At 58.0% G+C, this 18,065-nt stretch carries 19 protein-coding genes and 1 tRNA gene; 8 read left to right on the forward strand and 12 right to left on the reverse strand.

What is annotated here, in order from left to right; all coding sequences use genetic code 11:
* Positions 1-80 precede the first annotated feature (80 nt).
* The 4 genes from ACQZ6D_RS02945 to ACQZ6D_RS02960 form a co-directional block, all read right to left on the reverse strand.
* Complete coding sequence (locus ACQZ6D_RS02945) at positions 81-2,594, reverse strand: GcvT family protein (protein ID WP_003515448.1); 2,514 nt, start codon at positions 2,592-2,594, stop codon at positions 81-83.
* 11 nt (positions 2,595-2,605) lie between these two features.
* Positions 2,606-2,848 (reverse strand): hypothetical protein, encoded by a 243-nt coding sequence (locus tag ACQZ6D_RS02950; RefSeq protein ID WP_065702474.1) that lies wholly within the window; start codon positions 2,846-2,848, stop codon positions 2,606-2,608.
* Complete coding sequence (locus ACQZ6D_RS02955) at positions 2,845-3,168, reverse strand: hypothetical protein (RefSeq protein WP_233283645.1); 324 nt, start codon at positions 3,166-3,168, stop codon at positions 2,845-2,847. The genes ACQZ6D_RS02950 and ACQZ6D_RS02955 overlap by 4 nt, the downstream gene beginning before the upstream one ends.
* 90 nt (positions 3,169-3,258) lie before the next feature.
* Positions 3,259-5,928: a mechanosensitive ion channel family protein gene (locus ACQZ6D_RS02960; RefSeq protein ID WP_065660903.1), complete on the reverse strand. Its 2,670-nt coding sequence runs from the start codon at positions 5,926-5,928 to the stop codon at positions 3,259-3,261.
* A gap of 123 nt (positions 5,929-6,051) precedes the next feature.
* Here ACQZ6D_RS02960 and ACQZ6D_RS02965 point away from each other — a divergent pair, with 123 nt between their 5' ends.
* The gene (locus ACQZ6D_RS02965) at positions 6,052-6,306 is read left to right on the forward strand and encodes a GlsB/YeaQ/YmgE family stress response membrane protein (RefSeq protein WP_003515453.1); all 255 of its coding nucleotides are present in this window, start codon (positions 6,052-6,054) and stop codon (positions 6,304-6,306) included.
* A 155-nt stretch (positions 6,307-6,461) separates the two neighbouring features.
* Positions 6,462-6,537: transfer RNA gene (locus ACQZ6D_RS02970), tRNA-Lys, on the forward strand.
* 133 nt (positions 6,538-6,670) lie between these two features.
* On the opposite strand, the gene ACQZ6D_RS02975 is transcribed toward ACQZ6D_RS02970, so the two are convergent.
* On the reverse strand, positions 6,671-7,150 hold the full coding sequence (locus tag ACQZ6D_RS02975) for an energy transducer TonB (RefSeq protein WP_236768927.1): 480 nt from the start codon (positions 7,148-7,150) through the stop codon (positions 6,671-6,673).
* A 407-nt stretch (positions 7,151-7,557) separates the two neighbouring features.
* Here ACQZ6D_RS02975 and ACQZ6D_RS02980 point away from each other — a divergent pair, with 407 nt between their 5' ends.
* The 4 genes from ACQZ6D_RS02980 (at position 7,558) to ACQZ6D_RS02995 (ending at position 9,216) form a co-directional block, all read left to right on the forward strand.
* Positions 7,558-7,890, forward strand: a complete 333-nt coding sequence (locus ACQZ6D_RS02980) for a hypothetical protein (RefSeq protein WP_003515455.1) — start codon at positions 7,558-7,560, stop codon at positions 7,888-7,890.
* Positions 7,891-8,059: 169 nt separating this feature from the next.
* On the forward strand, positions 8,060-8,311 hold the full coding sequence (locus ACQZ6D_RS02985) for a hypothetical protein (protein WP_019566197.1): 252 nt from the start codon (positions 8,060-8,062) through the stop codon (positions 8,309-8,311).
* A 195-nt stretch (positions 8,312-8,506) separates the two neighbouring features.
* On the forward strand, positions 8,507-8,731 hold the full coding sequence (locus ACQZ6D_RS02990; protein ID WP_003515467.1) for a hypothetical protein: 225 nt from the start codon (positions 8,507-8,509) through the stop codon (positions 8,729-8,731).
* Positions 8,732-9,027: 296 nt separating this feature from the next.
* On the forward strand, positions 9,028-9,216 hold the full coding sequence (locus ACQZ6D_RS02995) for a hypothetical protein (RefSeq protein ID WP_003515469.1): 189 nt from the start codon (positions 9,028-9,030) through the stop codon (positions 9,214-9,216).
* Positions 9,217-9,289: 73 nt separating this feature from the next.
* Here ACQZ6D_RS02995 and ACQZ6D_RS03000 read toward each other — a convergent pair whose 3' ends face one another.
* A complete protein-coding gene (locus ACQZ6D_RS03000; RefSeq protein WP_003515471.1) occupies positions 9,290-9,541 on the reverse strand; it encodes a hypothetical protein in 252 nt (83 codons plus the stop codon).
* A gap of 641 nt (positions 9,542-10,182) precedes the next feature.
* Between ACQZ6D_RS03000 and ACQZ6D_RS03005 the strand changes: the two genes are divergently transcribed.
* Positions 10,183-10,617, forward strand: a complete 435-nt coding sequence (locus ACQZ6D_RS03005) for a PACE efflux transporter (protein WP_013636234.1) — start codon at positions 10,183-10,185, stop codon at positions 10,615-10,617.
* Between the two features lie 24 nt (positions 10,618-10,641).
* Here ACQZ6D_RS03005 and ACQZ6D_RS03010 read toward each other — a convergent pair whose 3' ends face one another.
* From ACQZ6D_RS03010 to ACQZ6D_RS03030, 5 genes are all read right to left on the reverse strand, one after another.
* On the reverse strand, positions 10,642-11,610 hold the full coding sequence (locus tag ACQZ6D_RS03010; protein WP_111782497.1) for an alpha/beta hydrolase family protein: 969 nt from the start codon (positions 11,608-11,610) through the stop codon (positions 10,642-10,644).
* Between the two features lie 102 nt (positions 11,611-11,712).
* Entirely contained in the window at positions 11,713-12,318 is a 606-nt protein-coding gene (locus ACQZ6D_RS03015; RefSeq protein ID WP_019566194.1) for an ABC-type transport auxiliary lipoprotein family protein, read from the reverse strand.
* Positions 12,319-12,333: 15 nt separating this feature from the next.
* Positions 12,334-13,704, reverse strand: a complete 1,371-nt coding sequence (locus ACQZ6D_RS03020) for an MCE family protein (protein WP_003515479.1) — start codon at positions 13,702-13,704, stop codon at positions 12,334-12,336.
* 8 nt (positions 13,705-13,712) lie between these two features.
* Positions 13,713-14,549 carry an ABC transporter ATP-binding protein gene (locus tag ACQZ6D_RS03025; protein ID WP_025593570.1) on the reverse strand — a complete coding sequence of 279 codons (837 nt, stop codon included), beginning with the start codon at positions 14,547-14,549 and terminating at the stop codon, positions 13,713-13,715.
* 10 nt (positions 14,550-14,559) lie between these two features.
* Positions 14,560-15,720 (reverse strand): ABC transporter permease, encoded by a 1,161-nt coding sequence (locus ACQZ6D_RS03030; protein ID WP_003515483.1) that lies wholly within the window; start codon positions 15,718-15,720, stop codon positions 14,560-14,562.
* Between the two features lie 143 nt (positions 15,721-15,863).
* On the opposite strand from ACQZ6D_RS03030, the gene dgcA reads away from it, so the two are divergent.
* Positions 15,864-16,847, forward strand: coding sequence for an N-acetyl-D-Glu racemase DgcA (dgcA, locus tag ACQZ6D_RS03035; protein WP_013636238.1), 984 nt, complete (start codon positions 15,864-15,866; stop codon positions 16,845-16,847).
* Positions 16,848-17,092: 245 nt separating this feature from the next.
* On the opposite strand, the gene ACQZ6D_RS03040 is transcribed toward dgcA, so the two are convergent.
* On the reverse strand, positions 17,093-17,929 hold the full coding sequence (locus ACQZ6D_RS03040) for a UDP-2,3-diacylglucosamine diphosphatase (RefSeq protein WP_025593573.1): 837 nt from the start codon (positions 17,927-17,929) through the stop codon (positions 17,093-17,095).
* Between the last annotated feature and the right edge of the window lie 136 nt (positions 17,930-18,065).

Consider the following 18,065-nt stretch of genomic DNA (forward strand, 5'->3'; position numbering starts at 1 on the left):
CAGTCGGCATACATGCTTACCCAAAAGAAAACACGGCCCCCGAGGGAGGGCCGTGTTTCGAATGCTTCCAGGAAAATCCCTCAGGCGCGCAGCAGCGCGTTTTCCGTATCGAAGGGGCTTTCTTCCACCACCTCGGCATCATAAAGCGTGCCGAGAATGCGGATTTTCAGCTTTGTGCCAATCGTGGCATATTCGGGTTTCAGCATGGCAAGCGCAATCGATTTGCCGATACGCCAGCCAAAGCCGCCGCTCGTCACACGGCCGGCAAGTGCGCCATCTGCATCGAAGATGGCTTCAGAACCACGCGCATCCACATCCGTATTGCCCGAAACGGTCAGCGTCGAGAACACCGATTTCAAGCCGGCTTCCTTGTATGCCACCAGCGCATCGCGGCCGATGAAGTTTTTCTCCGGACGCAGGAAACGGTCGAGACCTGATTCATAGGCGTTATATTCGACCGAAAGCTCGCGGCCCATGTTGCGATACGACTTTTCAAGCGACATCGACACCATCGCACGAATACCGAATGGCTTGATGCCAAATTCGGCGCCCGCTTCCATCAGCCGGTCGAAGATGTAGTTCTGCATTTCGATAGGATGGTGCAGCTCCCAACCCAGTTCACCGACGAAGTTGACGCGCAACGCATGCGCCGTCGCCACACCCACGGAGATCTGCTTCGCCGTCAGCCACGGGAAATCCTTGTTCTCGAGGCTGGTACGGGTCAGCTTCTTCAGGAGATCGCGCGACTTCGGACCGGCAAGCACCAGCACGCCGTATTTCTGGGTGATGGGCTGCAGCACGACGGAACCGTCGGTGGGCGCAAGGCGCTGAAGCACGTCATGATCGTGCGCTTCAAGACCACCGGCGGACACCAGATAGAACCGGCCCGGCGCCCATTCATAGACGGTGAACTCCACCTTCACGCCGCCATTCGGCGTCAGAAGGTGCGTCAGCGCAATACGGCCGCGCTTCTTCGGCACGATATTGGCGAGAATGCTGTCCAGCCAGGCGCGCGCGCCGGGACCGGAAACTTCCATCTTGGCGAAGGCCGACATGTCAAGCACGCCGACATTCTGGGTGACGTTCTTCACCTCGTTGCCGACATGTTCGAAATAGTTCGAGCGGCGGAACGACCACTTCTCAACGATACGGCCATCATCCAGTGGCGGCGCATAGTTGTGGCTGGTGATGACATCCGCACCGACGCCGAGGTCCTCTTCGCGCAGCGCATAACCTTCCGGCGCATACCAGTTGGCACGCTCCCAGCCGTAAACGGAACCGAACACGCCGCCAAGCTTCTTCAGACGGTCGTAAACCGGCGTCGTCTTCAGCGGACGGGCAGCGGAACGTTCTTCATCAGGGTAATGCATGGTGAAGACGTTGGCATAGGCTTCCTCATTCTTGGCAATGAGGTAACCTTCCGTTGCGTGAGGGCCGAAGCGGCGCGGATCGACACCCATCAGATCGAGTGTAGGCTCACCATCAACGATCCATTCGGCAAGCTGCCAGCCAGCACCACCAGCAGCGGTGATGCCGAACGAGTGGCCTTCATTCAGCCAGAAATTCTTCAGGCCCGGTGCCGGACCGACGATCGGGTTGCCATCAGGCGTATAGGCGATAGCGCCGTTATAGACCTTCTTGATACCGACTTCACCGAAAGCCGGAACGCGCACCATCGCCGTTTCGATATGCGGCATAAGCCGGTCGAGTTCCTCCTGGAACAGCTCATATTCGCTATCGTCAGAGGGACCGTCGACATAACAGACCGGAGCGCCGACTTCGTAAGGGCCGAGGATCAGACCGCCGGCCTCCTCGCGCATGTACCAGGCCGAATCCGATTCACGCAGAACGCCCATTTCCGGCAGACCCTGACGGCGGCGCTCCAGAATGGCCGGATGCGGCTCGGTGACGATATATTGGTGCTCAACCGGGATGACCGGAATATTGATGCCGACCATCTCGCCGGTCTTGCGGGCAAAGGAGCCGGTGCAGGAGATGATATGTTCGGCGATGATCTCGCCCTTATCCGTCGTCACCTTCCAGTGACCGTCTTCCAGCTGCTCGATGGCGGTGACGGTGGTGTTGCGATAGATGGTGGCGCCACGGTCTCGCGCGCCCTTCGCCAGCGCCTGCGTCAGGTCGGCGGGCTGGATATATCCATCATCGGGGTGCTGGATGGCTCCCAGCAGGCCGTCCGTCTCGCAAAGCGGCCAGATTTCCTTCACCTGCTCAGGCGTCAGCATGTTGACCCGCACACCGATGGTCTCGGCAATGCCGGCATAATACATATATTCGTCCCAGCGATCCTTGGTGCGGGCGAGACGAATGTTCGAGACCTTGGAGAAACCGACATTCATGCCGGTCTCTTCCTGAAGCTCCTCGTAGAACTTCACCGAATACTTGTGGATCTGGCCGACCGAGTAGCTCATGTTGAACAGCGGCAAAAGACCGGCTGCGTGCCAGGTGGAACCGGAGGTCAGTTCCTTGCGCTCGATAAGGACGCTGTCGCTCCAGCCCTTCTTGGCAAGATGATAAAGCGTCGAAACGCCGACGACGCCGCCACCGATCACCACCGCCCGTGCATGTGTCTTCATTTACAGAACCCCTAAAAAGCGCCGGCATTGCCTGTCGTGCTGCCAAATCGATGGGATGGAATATGAAGCGCCCGGCGGCCGTTCAGCCGCCTGATTGCGACATGGCCATAGGGTGCTGCGACAGGGGAGAAAATGCCGTCGCTGGAGGCGGGTTTCAAACCACCGTCGCCTTTTGAAGACGACGGTGGCGCACATATCCTGCGCATTTGCCAGAAACGGAAAAACATACCGAAGAGAAAAATAGCCAGTCTCATTTCGCAACCACCTGCGAAGATGCACAAATCTTGGCGCGGTCTTTTAGGTCCTTCCCAGAGGCAGCTTTTGCCGTGGCGTCCAGCCATGCGGGCGTGCTGTTGCGCATACCGATGGAAACGCTGTTGATGCCTATGACGAGCGGCCTCGCAAACTGGCTATCGGAAAAAAGGCCGGAACTGTTCGTGCTGCGAATGGTGTTGTCATTGCCGGCCATGTTTTCGGCCGCCGGCTGCTGGCCCTGCGGGCCTGTGGTCGCGGCAACGTCCGCGCCATCCACAGTCTTCTGGACGTCGCCTTTGTTTCCCCCCGGGCGTCTCATCCGCCACTATGCAAATAGGGCGCGAGGATAACTCCCCGCGCCCGTCAACGCCCGTATCGGCTGCGTCGCCGCAGCCGCGGTAGCCGCAGATTAACTGTCCTTGCCGGCCGCCTTCAACGTCGCCTTCGGCTCCACCACGGTTTTGTCACCCGCCTTGCCCGCATCCTTTTCCGGTGCAGTTGCCGCGGCAGGCGCCGCCGCGCCCGTATGCGCCGCCACCGCCTTGTCACCCTCTTCCGAAAGCAGCGCCGCCAGCATTTGCGGATTTGCATCGCCTTCCACGTGGATGTTGAGGTTACGCTGCGGGAACGGGATGGCGATCCCCTCTTCGCGGAAGCGTTTCAGGATCGCGATCCTCAGCGCGTTTTTCACGCCAAGCCCATTCGAAAGATCGGCGAGGTGGAAACGCAATTCGAAATCCAGCGAGAAGTCGCCGAAACGGAGGAATTCCACGTGCGGTTCGGGGTTGCGCAGTACGGGCGGCTGGGTGCGCACCAGTTCCAGCAGAATATCCATCACCTGCTGCGGATCGGATTCATAGGCAACGGAGACCGGAATTTCCGCACGCATAATACGGTTGCGGTGTGTCCAGTTGCCGACCGAGGAATTGATGAATTCCGAGTTCGGTACGATGATCGACTGACCGCGGAAGGTTTCAATCTCGGTCGCGCGCACCGAAAGCCGCTTGACGGTGCCTTCCGTCGTGCCTGTCACCACCCAGTCACCCACCTTGAAGGGACGCTCGACCAGCAGGATGAGGCCGGAGACGAAGTTCGAGACGATGTTCTGAAGGCCGAAACCGATACCGACCGAAAGGGCAGACGCCACCAGCGCCAGGCTGGAGAGGTTAAGACCGGCGGAAGAGACGCCGAAAATGGCCGCAACCGCGATACCGAGATAACCGATGCCGGTCTTGACCGAGTTGCGCACGCCCGCATCCACCTGCCCGCGCGCCATGACGTTGTTGTCCAGCCACTTCTGGAACCAGCGTGTGATGATATAGCCGATGGCAAAGACAAGGACGCCGCCGAACAGGCCGATCAGTGAGATGGAGGCATTGCCGACGGTGATGCCGGTCAGCAGACGATAGGCCCAGCTTTCGATATCGCCCGGCTGGAACCCCCAGGAAAACAGGATGAGCGGCACGCCGAAGGCGAGTGCGATGACATAGATGCCGAGCCCCGCCGCAAGACCGGCCTGATCCAGCGCAACCGGGCCGAGACCGTAGCGCCGCCCGAGATAACGCCCGGCCAGGGATTCGGAAAAGGCGCCCTGTCGCGAAATCGCCTTGCCGGAAAGAATGCCGATATACATCGTTGCGAGCACCGCACCGGTGGCGACGATCTGCGTGGCAAGGAACCGCGCCAGCCCCACATAACCCGTCAGACAGGCACCGATCAGAACAAGCCCGCCGACCCTGAGCAGAATGACCAGCCAGCGCGGCAGGCGCTGGTTGCCGGTCTCGTAGTCCTGCCCCTCACCGATCACCGGGCGCAGGAACGACACGGTGAGCAGGATGATGCCAATGATGATGGAGGCAATGAAGCTCTTGGCAACGGTGACGATCAGCGGCGAATAGAGCGTCTCGCTGATCGTGCCAAACAGATAATCGAGACCGTTGACGAGCGCCATCAAAAGCACGGCCGAGGACAGCGTGTGCGCTCCGCGATTGGAAACCTGCAACAGACGCCATTCCGGCTGCGTCGGCGCAAAGATAGCGTAGCTCAGCCGCGACACGAAATAGACGAAACCAGTAACTGCCATGGCCCCGAACAGGATCGGCGCGATATCAGAACGAAGAACGTTGAAATTATCGAGGAAAAACGCCGAGGTTACCAGAAACAGGAAAAGCGACAGCGACTGCACCATGGTTGACCAGAAGGCCACCGAAAGCCGCCGCAGATAGGAAGGCTCGCCGGAAAAGGCCCGCCTTTCCATGCGGCTGCCGAAAAAGCGATAACCGCCCACCAGAAACAACAGCGCCGCCATGATCGACAGCATCACCGCCCCGAACATCGGCAGGCGTTTGTAGTTCCAGACGAAACCCGCCCAGCTGCTGAAGGCGTTGTTGAGATTGGTCAGCTCGCTCACGAAGGCGGAAGAGGCGTCGCCCAGCGTCTGGGAAGAGACTTCGGTGCGCTTGAACAAGGTCGCGGCAAAAAGCGCCCGCCGAACCGCCGTAATGTTGTTGGAAATCTGCGCGGCGTTGGTGGCAGTGCTCTCCACCTCGCCGGCAATGGCATTCACCTCGGCACGCTCCGCCGTCAGCCGGGAGCGCTCCTCCGTCACCATGCTCGCTTCGGGCGGCTGTCCTTCCGCCGGGGCAGCACCAAGCGCGTCGAGACGCGTCTTGATCTGGTCCAGGCGGGTCCGCAACTTGGTGTTGGCGGCGGCAGCATCGGCTGCAATTGTATCGGCGCGTCCCTTCAGGTCCACCAGCTGCACGTCATCGCTGCCGCCCGCCTCAACCTGTTTGGCGATTGCCGAAATATCGGCCTTCCATTTTTCCAGATCCGTGCGCGCCTGCTCGACGATGGAAGCCTGGATAGCGACTGGTGCGGCCGCTGGCGCATCCTGCGCCGACGCCAAGGTTGCGGACGACAGAAAGCTGCCAAGGAGGGTGAATACCGCGACCATTATTGCAGCCAGGGCGGCCTTTCGCCGCCGGCCGGATAAAGGCCCGCCGAACATCCGCCTACCGTCAATCATTCCGCCAAACATCAACCGCACATCCATGCCTTTCATATCTTCACCCAGCATCAGGCTATTTATCGCCTGCCGCGCGGAAAACCACCCGCAAAAAGCGAGGTTTTCGGGAGTTTACCTTGCTTTTCACCCGGAGAATCATCACCTTCAATAGTGCAGCAATCATGGGAGGAAATCATGGAATCTGCTGGTATTGGCTGGATCGCAGCTATCATCATCGGTGGTGTCGCCGGGTGGCTCGCCGAACAATTCATGAAAAGCAATATGGGTGTTTTCATGAACATCCTACTTGGAATCGTCGGCGCGATCGTCGCCAACGCCATTCTCTCGGTATTCGGAATCGTTTTGACCGGATGGATCGGTTATCTCATCGCCGGCTTCATCGGCGCCTGCATCCTCATCGTCATCGGCAGAGCCTTCCGGCGAGGATAGCAAAAGACAAAAATCCGTAAAATCCCGGATTTCCAGCCTTTTCCAGCGCGACTGAAATTTTTTCGTCACAAAAATCGAAGAAATTTCATTTCCGCGCTGGACAAGCCGAAACTTCCCCTTTATAGCCCCCCTCACACCGCCACACGGTGTCGGTCGGGTGATTAGCTCAGTTGGTAGAGCAGCTGACTCTTAATCAGCGGGTCGTAGGTTCGAGCCCTACATCACCCACCAAATTCTTCAAAAATGACAAGACGTTGCGGTGCTAAGTTAAAGCATCGCCTTCGGCGCCGGGGACTGAAAAAACAGTTCGCATTCGGCGCCCCAAACATGCGGCCGCGACAGCGGACCTAGCTCCCAAGACAACCTACAACTTCGTTTCGGGTATGATTTTTGTCCCGATAAAACGTGGCCCCAAGGGCCGCCCGGCAATACGGCTTGCGAATTCCTCGGTGAAAGGAACAGGCGCTGCCCGCTTCACCGCGTCGATGGCGGAATCGATAAAGGCTTGCCGTCTTGGACTGTCTTCCTGCGGGCGCGCGGCTGTGACGACCACCTTGCCCCTTATCTGCCCATCCTTATGCAGAATGAACTGAAGCGTCACGACAAGCCCCTCCGTGTCTTCCGGCGGCACCCAGCATGCGTAAATCGCATCGAACATTTCGTTGAGGTTGCTGGTCGGAGTCGGATCGTTGCAGACCCGCGACTGGCCCAAAGCCTGCGTCAGAAAACCCGCGTACAGGGTGGCCAGTGCCACGATACCCGGCAGCTTGAGGCCGCAGAAGAATAAAAACGAACGCTTGATCAAATCCATTATCCTATGTCGGAAAGCGATCAGCCAGCCCATCCACCAATTAACGTCATTTTTTGAAAAAATATTTTTGTCAGTAAAAACTCTTCGCTGATTCAGCAATCGATATATACAAAATAATAAAGTCCACGATACACACAGAAAAATCATAAATACATCAAAATAAAAATCAAAATAAATGAAAAAACAATTGAAAATAAAAAAATATTTTCGAAATAGAAGAATAATATATTTGTTTCATAGAAATAAAATTACAAATAAAGGCAAAAATTCGAAATATTTATTTATATGTATTTGTAATATTTAAAATAGACTGGATATCTCGAAAAGTTACCCATAACGAACCCTTCGCAATTTAACCAAAACCCGCAGTTTGCATTGCAAGCCACTGGTTTGGTTGTATGCATTGCCCAGCCAGAACGATGGCGCAAAAGGGGGATATCATGACATCAAAATGGGTAACGGCGGTATTTTTCGGGGCTACGTTGACGGTTGCGGGTGCAGCGCAGGCGGACGACCTCGTCTTTTCGCTGAAGAACGGAACGAACTCCGTTCTCAATGCCTTCTACACCTCGCCGGTCGGCGTCGATGACTGGGAAGACGACGTGTTCGGGAAGAAGGCGCTTGGTCCGGGCGAAACGATGGAGATCACCATCGCCGATGGCCGCCGCGTGTGCAAATACGACATGCGTTTCGAATTCCAGGGCGATGAGCTGGAAGACCTCGAGGATACGCAGAACCTGTGCGAACTCGGCGAGTATACCATCACCGAGTAAGAATCCGGCAATAACGGCCCTGCCCGATCATGGCGGGGCCTGCACCAACAAGCGGCCTTCAAAAAAATCAGCCGCTCCCGCAACGCCGGTTTTGCAACACAGCTACTGAAACGACGAAATATCAGCGCGGCAGTGCCACCCGCTCCGCAAAGCGGTCTTAATCATGCCTATGATTGGGGTGATGAGATTGATCGTCAACATATTGCTTTTCGCCCTCGGCGCAGTCGGAAGCGGCGTATGTGCGTTTCTATTGTCGGGGACGCTTGCCGATTCCGGATTTCTCGGTTCCTGTTTCGAGGGAAGTTGTGCCTATGCGGCGCTTTTCATGGTGCTGCCCGTCACATGGTTCGTGCTTTTTGCGCTTTATGTCATGGCATTGCTGGTCTGGAGACGAAAACCTTTCCGGAACGGAAGGCTCTGAAATAGGTAAGACAGCGCCGTCGCTACCGGACGTTCGTTGACAGCCATCGAGACTTGCCGTTAACGTCCCGCCTGCTGGGGGATTCGCTGCCATTGATATACGGGCCTGCCCGATATCATAGGCCTCTGAATGTGCATGTTTCCGATTTGCGCGTCGCTTAACGACGTGCATGGCGGAAAACAGGGAGACCAAACGATGCGGGCCGCAATTAATTCTCCATCGCTTTCTATCGATACCATGGACTATCAGGCCGAGTGCCAGTTCGCGCTGGAGCCCTCCATTCAAGGGCTGATCGAAAAAGCGGAAGACGCTGGCTGGAACCGTCAGCAGGCCGCGCTTGCCATCGTCGCGCTCGCCAGTGAACATCTGAGTGACCTGCTTCCAGGCCTCACCGTACCCGATCAACGCCCCCTGTCCTGACAGCCTCCCGCCCGCCGGAGCTGATCAGCACCCGGCATGATTGCCAAAGCATCCCGAAAATTGATTGAGCAGGCCGGAGTATCCCCCGTCGCGCCCGCAAGGGCGTTCGATGCTCCGTCGCAAGCGCTTGGGGAGAAAACGCTCCACGCGAAGCCCTGCCCCCTCAACGCAGCCCGTAGTGTCCCCGTCACAGACCGTCTCCAGGGCATTTCAGCTGCCCTTTAACTATCGCTGCCACAGTGTTGACATAAGCGACCGATAATGAGAACATAAAGTGAACATTATGGAGGTCAGCGATGAACGCAGCAGACGCAACCATAGAAAATGCCCTGTCCGTGGTCGCCCGCTCCCGCGATATGCGCGAGCGCGCGCTCGAGAGACGACGGGAATTGCAGCGGCGAACGGAAGTAATCATCGCCCGGCCGCTCTACGTGCTGAAAAAGAATGAAGGCCCGAAGCAATTGTCGCTAAAACTCGACAGCTAGATCGCAAAAAGCAAATCCCGTGCGGATTACCTCACACACGGGATTTTCAGAATGAAACGATCATTGTCTTGTCTTATTGCATGCGTTGCATTGCGGCTTCGGGTTCGCCAGTCGTCGCAACCGTTGCCGCCGGAAGGCGATCGGTCTTTTTCAGTATGACGATGGGCTTGTCCACCGGATCCGTCGGCGGAACGATGCTTGCAGTTTTGAATTCACGGTCGACAGCAGGAACGGAAGCGTTGATCTTTTCATGACCTGCGCACTCCGCCAACGCTGCACTGGCGGAAAAACCAAGTACAGCGGCGATAATGAGAACTGATTTCATGTCATTCTCCCTTCGCTTTCGTGGCGATCTCCCAATCTAAGGGGAGACGGTCCGGATTGAAAATCACACTTTAGAGACATCTAAAGCTCTCTGTCATTGCGGCAGTCGTCATCGGTCGGCCATGGGGCAATGGGTCAGGCGTGCCGCTTTATTTTTTCCGCAAATCCAGCGGATTTTGGCAAAGCGGCCTGCGGAATATCATCGCCACATAACTTCCCTTCAGGGAAATGAGGCTAGGCTTGTAAGTCGTGGCCTGTGCCGCGTTGGCGGCCTTTATCGTTCGTCCATCTGGAGAATTATGCTGCATGGCACGCCTCCTTCCATGAGCGATAACGAAAAAACAGCGGTCTTGTTCCGCAGCGGCGAAACGGCGGACAATTGAAAAAATAAGGCACCGCCGCGTGCTTCGTCTCCACGCCGGTGAGATGGTGACACGAATAGTCGGATGAGGGCAAAGTCTTGCCGCATAGCTCCGGCCTCGCCGCCTCATTCCGCTCCCGCTGAGAAGAGCGCTCCCAAACCCAACCATGACCCAAGGCTTGAAATTTTGCCCGAAACCGCTATATGGCTTTGCGAGAGGACGACCTCGGCCATTATGGCGACAGCATGCGGGACGGCCCGGTCACATACCGGAGAATAAATTGCGTTCCCTGCCTGATCGTATCCGCCACGCTCTCAGCTTCGAAATCATCGGCCTTCTGCTGGTCGTGCCGCTGGGTGCATTCGTATTTCACATGCCCATGGAAGATATCGGCATTGTCGGTCTGGTCAGCGCCACGCTCGCCACCGCCTGGAACTATCTTTACAATCTCGGCTTCGACCATGCCATGCAGCGCCTGAAAGGCACGACGCTGAAGACGCCCGCTATCCGCGTCGCCCATGCCCTGCTGTTCGAATTGGGTCTGCTGATCGTGCTGATGCCCTTCATCGCCTGGTATCTCAGCATCAGCCTTGCCCAGGCGCTGGTGATGGATATCTCGTTTGCGCTGTTCTACGTAGTCTATGCCTTCGTCTTCAACTGGGGCTACGACCGGCTTTTCCCGCTGCCGGAATGGCAGTCGCAGGACGCCGTCTGATCGGCGGCGGCACCGGCGTGTGCGTCAGCGTAGCGAAGCCGTGAAAAAGCGGATGACTTCGCTGTTCAGTCGACGATGAAACTCCGCCCGGTCAAACCCCGGAATATCGCCGCATATCTGGGCCAGGGCTTTTTCCATCTCGGCGGGGCAAGGTGTTATGAACGAAAAATGCCCTGCCCCTTTCACCGTCTGATAGTCCGGTTTTGCCGGCAGGTCGTCGCGCAGCCTTAAAATATCCTCCGGCGCCACACCGTCGCCGCCGCGCTCTGAACTCCAGAGCTGAACGGGGATTTTGATATCTCGCAGATCGGCCCGCCCTGGAAAGGCGTTGAGGGGGTCTGCAACAACCACAGCCTTCACCCGCGCATCGTAGACCCGGTCCTCAGGCGAAGCAGACCTTTCCAGCATCTGAGCACACACCGCCGCCTGCCCATCAGGGCACGGCAATCCGGTATTTGGAAAATCCGGAACGCCGCCGGCAAGTACCAGCGCCGTATAACCGCCGCGCGAAAATCCGAACACCCCGATCCTTCCGGCATCGATAAAACGGGCATCGTTCCAGTTCGCCAGCATATGGTCGAGCAGACGGACGATATCGGCCGGTCGTTCGGTCAGCGCGGAAAGATCGCCTGCCCGCTTCATGTCGATGGCGTTATCGCCGGGATGATTGATCGCCGCGACGATGAAGCCGGCATCCGCCAGCGCCGCCGCGGTATCCCGATGGCTGAAATACGTACCGCCGAAACCGTGGGAGATGATGACGAGCGGATATTGCCCATCGGCAACTGGGTAATCACGCACCGCCTGCAGAGCGAAGGGGCCGATGCGGGTCTCCACCGGAGTCGCCGCGCAGGGCGACCACACCGCCGCCCTCATGAAAGGCTTGCCGCCTGCCGAGGGAATCTCGATCAACCGAAGACCGGCTGCCAGAACGGTGCCCGTTCCGCACATGGCGGAAACAAGGGAAAGGCAAAGCAATACCAGAAATCGCATGACCGACCCGCGGATCGGAAACATTGAATGCAAGGCCGTCACCAACAGGCCTCACCCGCAACATAGAGCAATCTCTTGTAGCGGAAATGACCGTCGTCAGACTTAGAGCGACTTCAGCGTCCAGGCCACGATTTCGCGGGTGGCGGCGGCGAAAGCCTGGTCTAGCGCTTTGACGAAATTGGCATTTCCGGAACCGCTGACGCGTGCGCTGGCGCGGAATACTTCCTGCGCCTTTACCGTGCCGTTGCGATCGTTCAAGAGCTTCACCGAAATCTCGATATCGGCGGTGTTTTTTGCCGTATCGATTTCGAAGGTGCGAATATCGCTGACCACCTGGTAATCGATCGCCAGCCCCTGCCCCGGCCGGCCGACGCCACCGAGCTTGCCGGTATCCTCGAATGCTTGCACCAGCTTGGATTGCACCATGCGCGGCAGGCGGTCGCTCCATTGCGAATTGCCGAGATATTGCACTTCCGAGCCGGAAAGGCGCACCACGATGTTTTCGCTATCAAGCGCTTTCAGCGCCGTCGGATCGGCGATCAGCAATTGCCGGCCTTTGAGCGACGGCCCCTGCGTTACAGTCGCCGAAGAGACGGAAAGGTCGAACGTATCGTTCGATGGGGTTCCCGCACAGCCCGCCATCGCAACCGCAAGCAGCGGAGCCAAAAGCAGGGCACGGCGCTTATGGCCGTTCATCAATCGTGTCATTGGCCCATACCCCTTTTAGCGCCTTGTTCTGCCGTCATATTGTTTCACGGTTTCGCCGCCGAAAATCAACCGCTGCGGATCGCGGTCTATATTGGTGATCGCATTGTTGAGATTGTCGACCGTCTGCCGCGTGCTGCCGATAAGCGCCTGGAAATCCTTCAGGCCCGAACTGGAGAAGCGCGTGAGATTGTCGGCAATCGGCCCTATTCGGGCATTGAGATTGTCGGCCACGGCCTTGAACGAGGTCAAAGTCTCGCGCGCCTTTGCAAACAGCGAATTGGCATCGTCGGTTCCAAGCATGCCGTCCACCTTGGCAAGAATGCCATCGACACGGCTTGAGGCAAGGTTAAGCTTGCGGCCCATGTCGGTGAAATCGGAGACCGCCTGGTCGATATCGGCCCGGCGCGCACCGACATCGTCGGCAATCCGCTTGAAGTTCGCGACGGCATCGCGCGCATCGGCAGTCGCTGCGGAAACATCACCCACCACGGTGCTGACCTTTGCGGGATCGACCGACGCCAAAAGCTCATCCGCGCGCTTCACCACCGTCTGCACTTCCGTGCTCGCCGCCTCGAAGTTGCGCGCCGTGCTCTGCACCGTTTCCATGATGCCCTGAATATCGCTCGAAGCGGAAGCGACGTCCTTCGTCACCTTGTCGACATTAGACAGGATGGAATCGATCTTGCCGGCATCCACCGCCTTCACCAGATCTTCGACAGCGGTCAGCGTGCCGTCCAGGCGCACCGAGACCGATTGAACGGTGGTGGAAAGCGAACTGAGGCTGGCGATGAAACTCTTGATACCATCGGAATTTGCGGCCAGCGCATCGGAGAATTTCTCGGCGTTACGCACCGTCTGCGTCAGCGGCCCACGGGCATCCTGCACGAAACCCTGCAATTCGCCGATGGCGCCATCGGCGCGTTTCAGGATCTTGTCGGCGGTGGCAAGAAGGTTGGTGACGCTGGAAAGATCGGCCGTCAGCTCGGCGGGAACGCCGCTTTCGACGGATTTCTGCAGAATGCGCTCACCATCTTTGTTGCCGCCGGAAAGCTCGATATAGGCAGCGCCCGTCAGGCCCTGAATTTCAAGCACGGCGCGGGTGGACGGGAAAACCGGCGCGTCCGCCTGCACTTCAGTAAAGGCGATGGAATAGGCCGGATCGTCACGGTCGATCGCAAGACCGCGCACCGTGCCGACAGGAATGCCGTTGAAGCGTACCGGAGAGCCGACGGAAAGGCCGTTTGCCGAGCCGGGAATACGCACCACGAGCTGCGCCGTCGGTCCACCCCGGCCGAATTCCGCCATCCAGTAAACGAAGCCGAATGCGGCGGCGATCACGATCAGCGTGAAAATTCCGACTATGGTGTAGTTCGCCTTGGTTTCCATGCTTCTTGTTACTCCACCGGATTTTCGTGTCTGTCGTCCGGAAGAACGACAGAGCGCGCCCGTTTGCCACGGAAATAGGACTGCACCCAGGGGTCTTCACAGGCAAACATGTCCTGCAAGGTCCCTTCCACCAGCACCTTCTTCTGCCCTAGCACCGCAATGCGGTCGCAGACGGAGAACAGGCTGTCGAGGTCGTGCGTCACCATATACACGGTCAAACCGAGCGAATCGCGCAAGCGCGCGATCAGCATATCAAATTCCGCCGCCCCGATGGGATCGAGGCCGGATGTCGGCTCATCGAGGAAGACAAGGTCGGGATCGAGCGACAGCGCGCGCGCAAGCGCGGCACGCTTGATCATGCCGCCGGAAAGCTCCGACGGGTATTTGTCGCCCGCATCGGGCTTCAGGCCCACCATCTCGATCTTGAGATAGGCAAGCTCGTCCATCAGCTTTTTCGGCAAGTCCAGATATTCCCGCATGGGCAGCTGGATGTTTTCTTTCACCGTCAGGCCGGAAAACAGCGCCCCCTGCTGGAACAGCACGCCGAGCCGCTGGTCGAGCATCATGCGGTCGTCTTCGCTGGCCTTGTCGTAATCGGTGCCGAGAATGCGGATTGCACCCGCCTGGCGTGGCAGAAGCCTCAAGATCGCACGCATCAGGACGGATTTACCCGCGCCGGATGGGCCGATGAAGCCAAGGATTTCACCGCGATAGACATCCAGATCGAGATTCTCAAGCACGTTCCTGCCGTTGAAACCGACAGTCACACCCTCGACGGAAAGAACCGTCTCACGGCCGTCCTTTGCAGTTTTTGTCTCTTGCGGCTTCTGGTCCAAAGTTTCCAACGCGCCCTCCTTAAAAATCGATGGCTGCGTAGAAGATGGCAAAAAGGCCATCCACCAGAATGACGACGAAGATCGATTTGACCACCGACGACGTGACGTGTTTGCCGAGCGATTCCGCCGAACCGCCGACCTTCATACCCTCAACCGCCGCAACGATGCCGATGATCAGCGCCATGAACGGCGCCTTGATCATGCCGGCGGCGATGGTCGATTCCTCGACCGCGCCATGCAGACGCGACAGAAACACTTCGAAGGTGATGCCGGAATAGAGAAGTGTGACGATGGCCGCGCCGAAAAGTGCGGCGAAATTGGCAAGGATGGTCAGAAGCGGCAGTGCGATTGTCAGCGCCACGAGACGCGGAAACACCAGCACGCCGACAGGGTTGAGACCGATCACCTTCAGCGCGTCGATTTCTTCGCGCATCTTCATCGAGCCGATTTCCGCCGTGATCGCACTGCCGGAGCGACCGGCGATCATGATTGCGGTCAGAAGCACGCCGATTTCTCGCAATTGCAGGATGCCGACGAGATCGACGACGAAAACTTCCGCGCCGAAATACCGCAGCTGGAAAGCGCCCTGCTGGGCGATGATGGCGCCGATCAAAAACGACATCAGCATGATGATCGGCACGGCGCGCACGCCCATATGGTCGATCTGGTTGACGATGGCCGCCGGCGAGACGCCACGGCCGCGCCCGAGCTTCATCTGCGCGCCGCGCACGGCAGAACCCAGAATATACATGCCCGCGAGGAAATCCGCACCATTCTGGACGACAGCCTGGCCGATCGGCGAGAAGAAGCGTTCGGCAAGTCCCACCTTGGCGGCAGGCTCGCCCTCCATCGCCGCTTTATCCGGCAATTGGCCGATCAGATCCTCGATTCGCTCGTTTCCGGTAAGCGTGACAGTAACGCCCTTCGCTTCCATATCTTCGCGCAATCGCCGGATGACCCAGGCGCCGGTCGTGTCGATTGCCTCCACCGAGGAAAGATCGATCTCCACCGGACCGGCAGGGCCGCTTTTCTCGATGTTTTCGAGGCGTGCAAAAATGCCTGAAAGATTGCTGTTACGCCAGGAACCGCTCAAGGCATACCGCTGGCCGCCGCCGGAGACGGCGTCGTCTTCGGTGATTGCGGCCGGGTTCGCCTGTTGCCGTATATCCTGTTCTTGCATAATGCTCCGAGCGAGTGCAGCCGTCACGAGATTCTTAAAGGTTTCATAACGGTTTGGCCTTCGGCAAGCCACAGTGACAGCCGACAATTCGCGATAAATTTGGCGTCATGTGTCTTTTAACGCCTGTCAGGAAGTGAAAAAACATGCCCCGTTACCTTCAAGCCACAACAGAACGTTTCGCCGTTGCTGGCAGCTTCACTATTTCACGCGGCACTCGCACACATGCGGATGTCGTAACGTGCACCATCCGCGATGGTTCCTTTACCGGCAGAGGTGAATGTGTGCCCTACCCGCGTTATGGCGAAAGCATCGAAGGCGTTATCGCCGATATCGAAGCAATGGCTGAGCAGATTGCCGGCGGCCTGACACGGCATGAATTGCAGCAGGTGATGAAACCCGGCGCCGCCCGCAATGCAGTGGATTGCGCACTATGGGACCTCGAAGCCAAGATGAGTGGCAAAAGTGCTGCCGAACATAGTCTCGGACACGCGGCAAAACCGCTCGTTACCGCCTATACCATCTCGCTTGCCGATCCCGAGACCATGGCGGCTAAAACGGCGGAAAACGCTGGCCGCCCGCTGCTGAAGATCAAGACAGGAACGGCGGATGACGAGGCGCGCCTGCGGGCCGTGCGCACCGCAGCACCTGACGCGCGCATCATCATCGACGCCAATGAGGGCTGGAACGACGATAATATCGAATATTATCTGAAACTCGCAGCGGAACTGAACATCGCACTCATCGAACAGCCGCTTCCCGCCGGCAAGGACGCCATCCTGGCCCGCATCGACCACCCGGTCCCCATCTGCGCCGATGAAAGCGTGCATTCCACCAAGGACCTCGCAGACCTGCGCGACCGTTACGATGCGATCAACATCAAGCTGGACAAGACCGGCGGTCTCACGGAAGCACTTGTCATGAAGGCAGAGGCGGAGCGGCTAGGCTTCATCATCATGGTCGGCTGCATGCTCGGCACCTCGCTCGGCATGGCCCCCGCCGTTCTGGCCGCCCAGGGAGCCGCCTTCTCCGATCTCGACGGCCCGCTGATTCTCAGGCAGGACCGGCAGCCGGGCCTCGTTTACGAGGGGTCGCTGGTTTATCCGCCGCAGCCGGAGTTGTGGGGATAAGAGCCGTCGTTCGGGTTTCGTGTGAAAGCACTACGCCGAACATCGCAATAATCTTTGCAGTATCACGTAAACTGTATGACCAGCCTCGCCTCACACTCGACGTCATCCTCGGGCTTGTCCCGAGGATCTATCCACGTCGCGCGAAATCAATCGGTTGCAAATCCTTGGGACAAGCCCAAGGATGACGACAGAGAGCTGAACCATCCCGCGCTTAGGGATCGCCCTGCCTGCTGAACCAACCCCAATCAGGCCGCGTGCTTGCCAATCAGACCTGGAATATCCACCGGCTCCATCTCGTCCGATGTCTGCGAAGGGACATCGCTCGTCTGCATCCAGGTGATCAGCTCGAAAGTGCCATCGGCATTTTCGGCAATCGCCGTGCAGCTTTCCACCCAGTCGCCGGTGTTGATGTAGCGGATGCCGTCCATGTCTTCCATCACGGCGTGGTGGATATGGCCACAGATCACACCATCCACATTGTTGCGGCGCGCCTCGTCGGCCACTACGCGCTGGAACTCGCCGATGAAGTTGACGGCGTGTTTGACCTGCAATTTCGCCCAGGCCGAGAACGACCAGTAAGGCAGGCCGATGCGGCGGCGCACCGCAGCAAGGACGATGTTGATCGCAATCGCCGCGTCGTAGGCCCAGTCACCGAGATAGGCGAGAAGGCGGGCATTGCGCACCACCACGTCGAACTCGTCGCCATGGATGATGAGATATTTCTTGCCGTCTGCAGCCTCGTGGATCATGCGCTCGGCCACTTCGATACCGCCGAAATGCATGCCCGGAAACTCGCGCAGGAATTCATCGTGGTTGCCGGGAATGTAAACGATACGTGTTCCCTTGCGGGCCTTGCGCAACAACTTCTGCACCACGTCGTTGCAGCCCTGCGGCCAGTACCAGCTGCGGCGCAGGCGCCAGCCGTCGATGATGTCACCGACCAGGATGATCGTATCGGCCTCGTGATGTTTCAGGAAGTCGAGCAAAAAATCCGTCTTGGCCGCCTTGGAACCGAGATGGACATCCGAAATGAAAAGCGTTCTGAACTGTCTGGTTTCAATTTGACCGGCCACGGATTTAATCCCCTTGTTCGGTTGCGTCCCTGCGGCTTTCTTCCCTCTCAGAACCAGACTCGTGTTGCAGCAACATGACAATGGCCGGTTTTTGTATGGAATATGACTGATGGCATCACGAAAACGCGAATAAGCCATGCCCGCA

The organism is Agrobacterium sp. 22-3639C2 (assembly GCF_053522105.1).

What these genes read in the sequence shown, in the direction of transcription:
- ACQZ6D_RS02990 (WP_003515467.1), top strand. Translation starts at nt 8,507, where the DNA reads ATGCGGGCCGCAATTAATTCTCCATCGCTTTCTATCGATACCATGGAC.
- ACQZ6D_RS02980 (WP_003515455.1), top strand. Translation starts at nt 7,558, where the DNA reads ATGACATCAAAATGGGTAACGGCGGTATTTTTCGGGGCTACGTTGACG.
- ACQZ6D_RS02995 (WP_003515469.1), top strand. Translation starts at nt 9,028, where the DNA reads ATGAACGCAGCAGACGCAACCATAGAAAATGCCCTGTCCGTGGTCGCC.
- ACQZ6D_RS02985 (WP_019566197.1), top strand. Translation starts at nt 8,060, where the DNA reads ATGATTGGGGTGATGAGATTGATCGTCAACATATTGCTTTTCGCCCTC.
- ACQZ6D_RS03010 (WP_111782497.1), bottom strand. Translation starts at nt 11,610, where the DNA reads ATGCGATTTCTGGTATTGCTTTGCCTTTCCCTTGTTTCCGCCATGTGC.
- ACQZ6D_RS03000 (WP_003515471.1), bottom strand. Translation starts at nt 9,541, where the DNA reads ATGAAATCAGTTCTCATTATCGCCGCTGTACTTGGTTTTTCCGCCAGT.
- ACQZ6D_RS02950 (WP_065702474.1), bottom strand. Translation starts at nt 2,848, where the DNA reads ATGAGACTGGCTATTTTTCTCTTCGGTATGTTTTTCCGTTTCTGGCAA.
- ACQZ6D_RS02965 (WP_003515453.1), top strand. Translation starts at nt 6,052, where the DNA reads ATGGAATCTGCTGGTATTGGCTGGATCGCAGCTATCATCATCGGTGGT.
- ACQZ6D_RS02945 (WP_003515448.1), bottom strand. Translation starts at nt 2,594, where the DNA reads ATGAAGACACATGCACGGGCGGTGGTGATCGGTGGCGGCGTCGTCGGC.
- ACQZ6D_RS03020 (WP_003515479.1), bottom strand. Translation starts at nt 13,704, where the DNA reads ATGGAAACCAAGGCGAACTACACCATAGTCGGAATTTTCACGCTGATC.
- dgcA (WP_013636238.1), top strand. Translation starts at nt 15,864, where the DNA reads ATGCCCCGTTACCTTCAAGCCACAACAGAACGTTTCGCCGTTGCTGGC.
- ACQZ6D_RS03015 (WP_019566194.1), bottom strand. Translation starts at nt 12,318, where the DNA reads ATGACACGATTGATGAACGGCCATAAGCGCCGTGCCCTGCTTTTGGCT.
- ACQZ6D_RS03030 (WP_003515483.1), bottom strand. Translation starts at nt 15,720, where the DNA reads ATGCAAGAACAGGATATACGGCAACAGGCGAACCCGGCCGCAATCACC.
- ACQZ6D_RS02960 (WP_065660903.1), bottom strand. Translation starts at nt 5,928, where the DNA reads ATGCTGGGTGAAGATATGAAAGGCATGGATGTGCGGTTGATGTTTGGC.
- ACQZ6D_RS02975 (WP_236768927.1), bottom strand. Translation starts at nt 7,150, where the DNA reads ATGGGCTGGCTGATCGCTTTCCGACATAGGATAATGGATTTGATCAAG.
- ACQZ6D_RS02955 (WP_233283645.1), bottom strand. Translation starts at nt 3,168, where the DNA reads ATGAGACGCCCGGGGGGAAACAAAGGCGACGTCCAGAAGACTGTGGAT.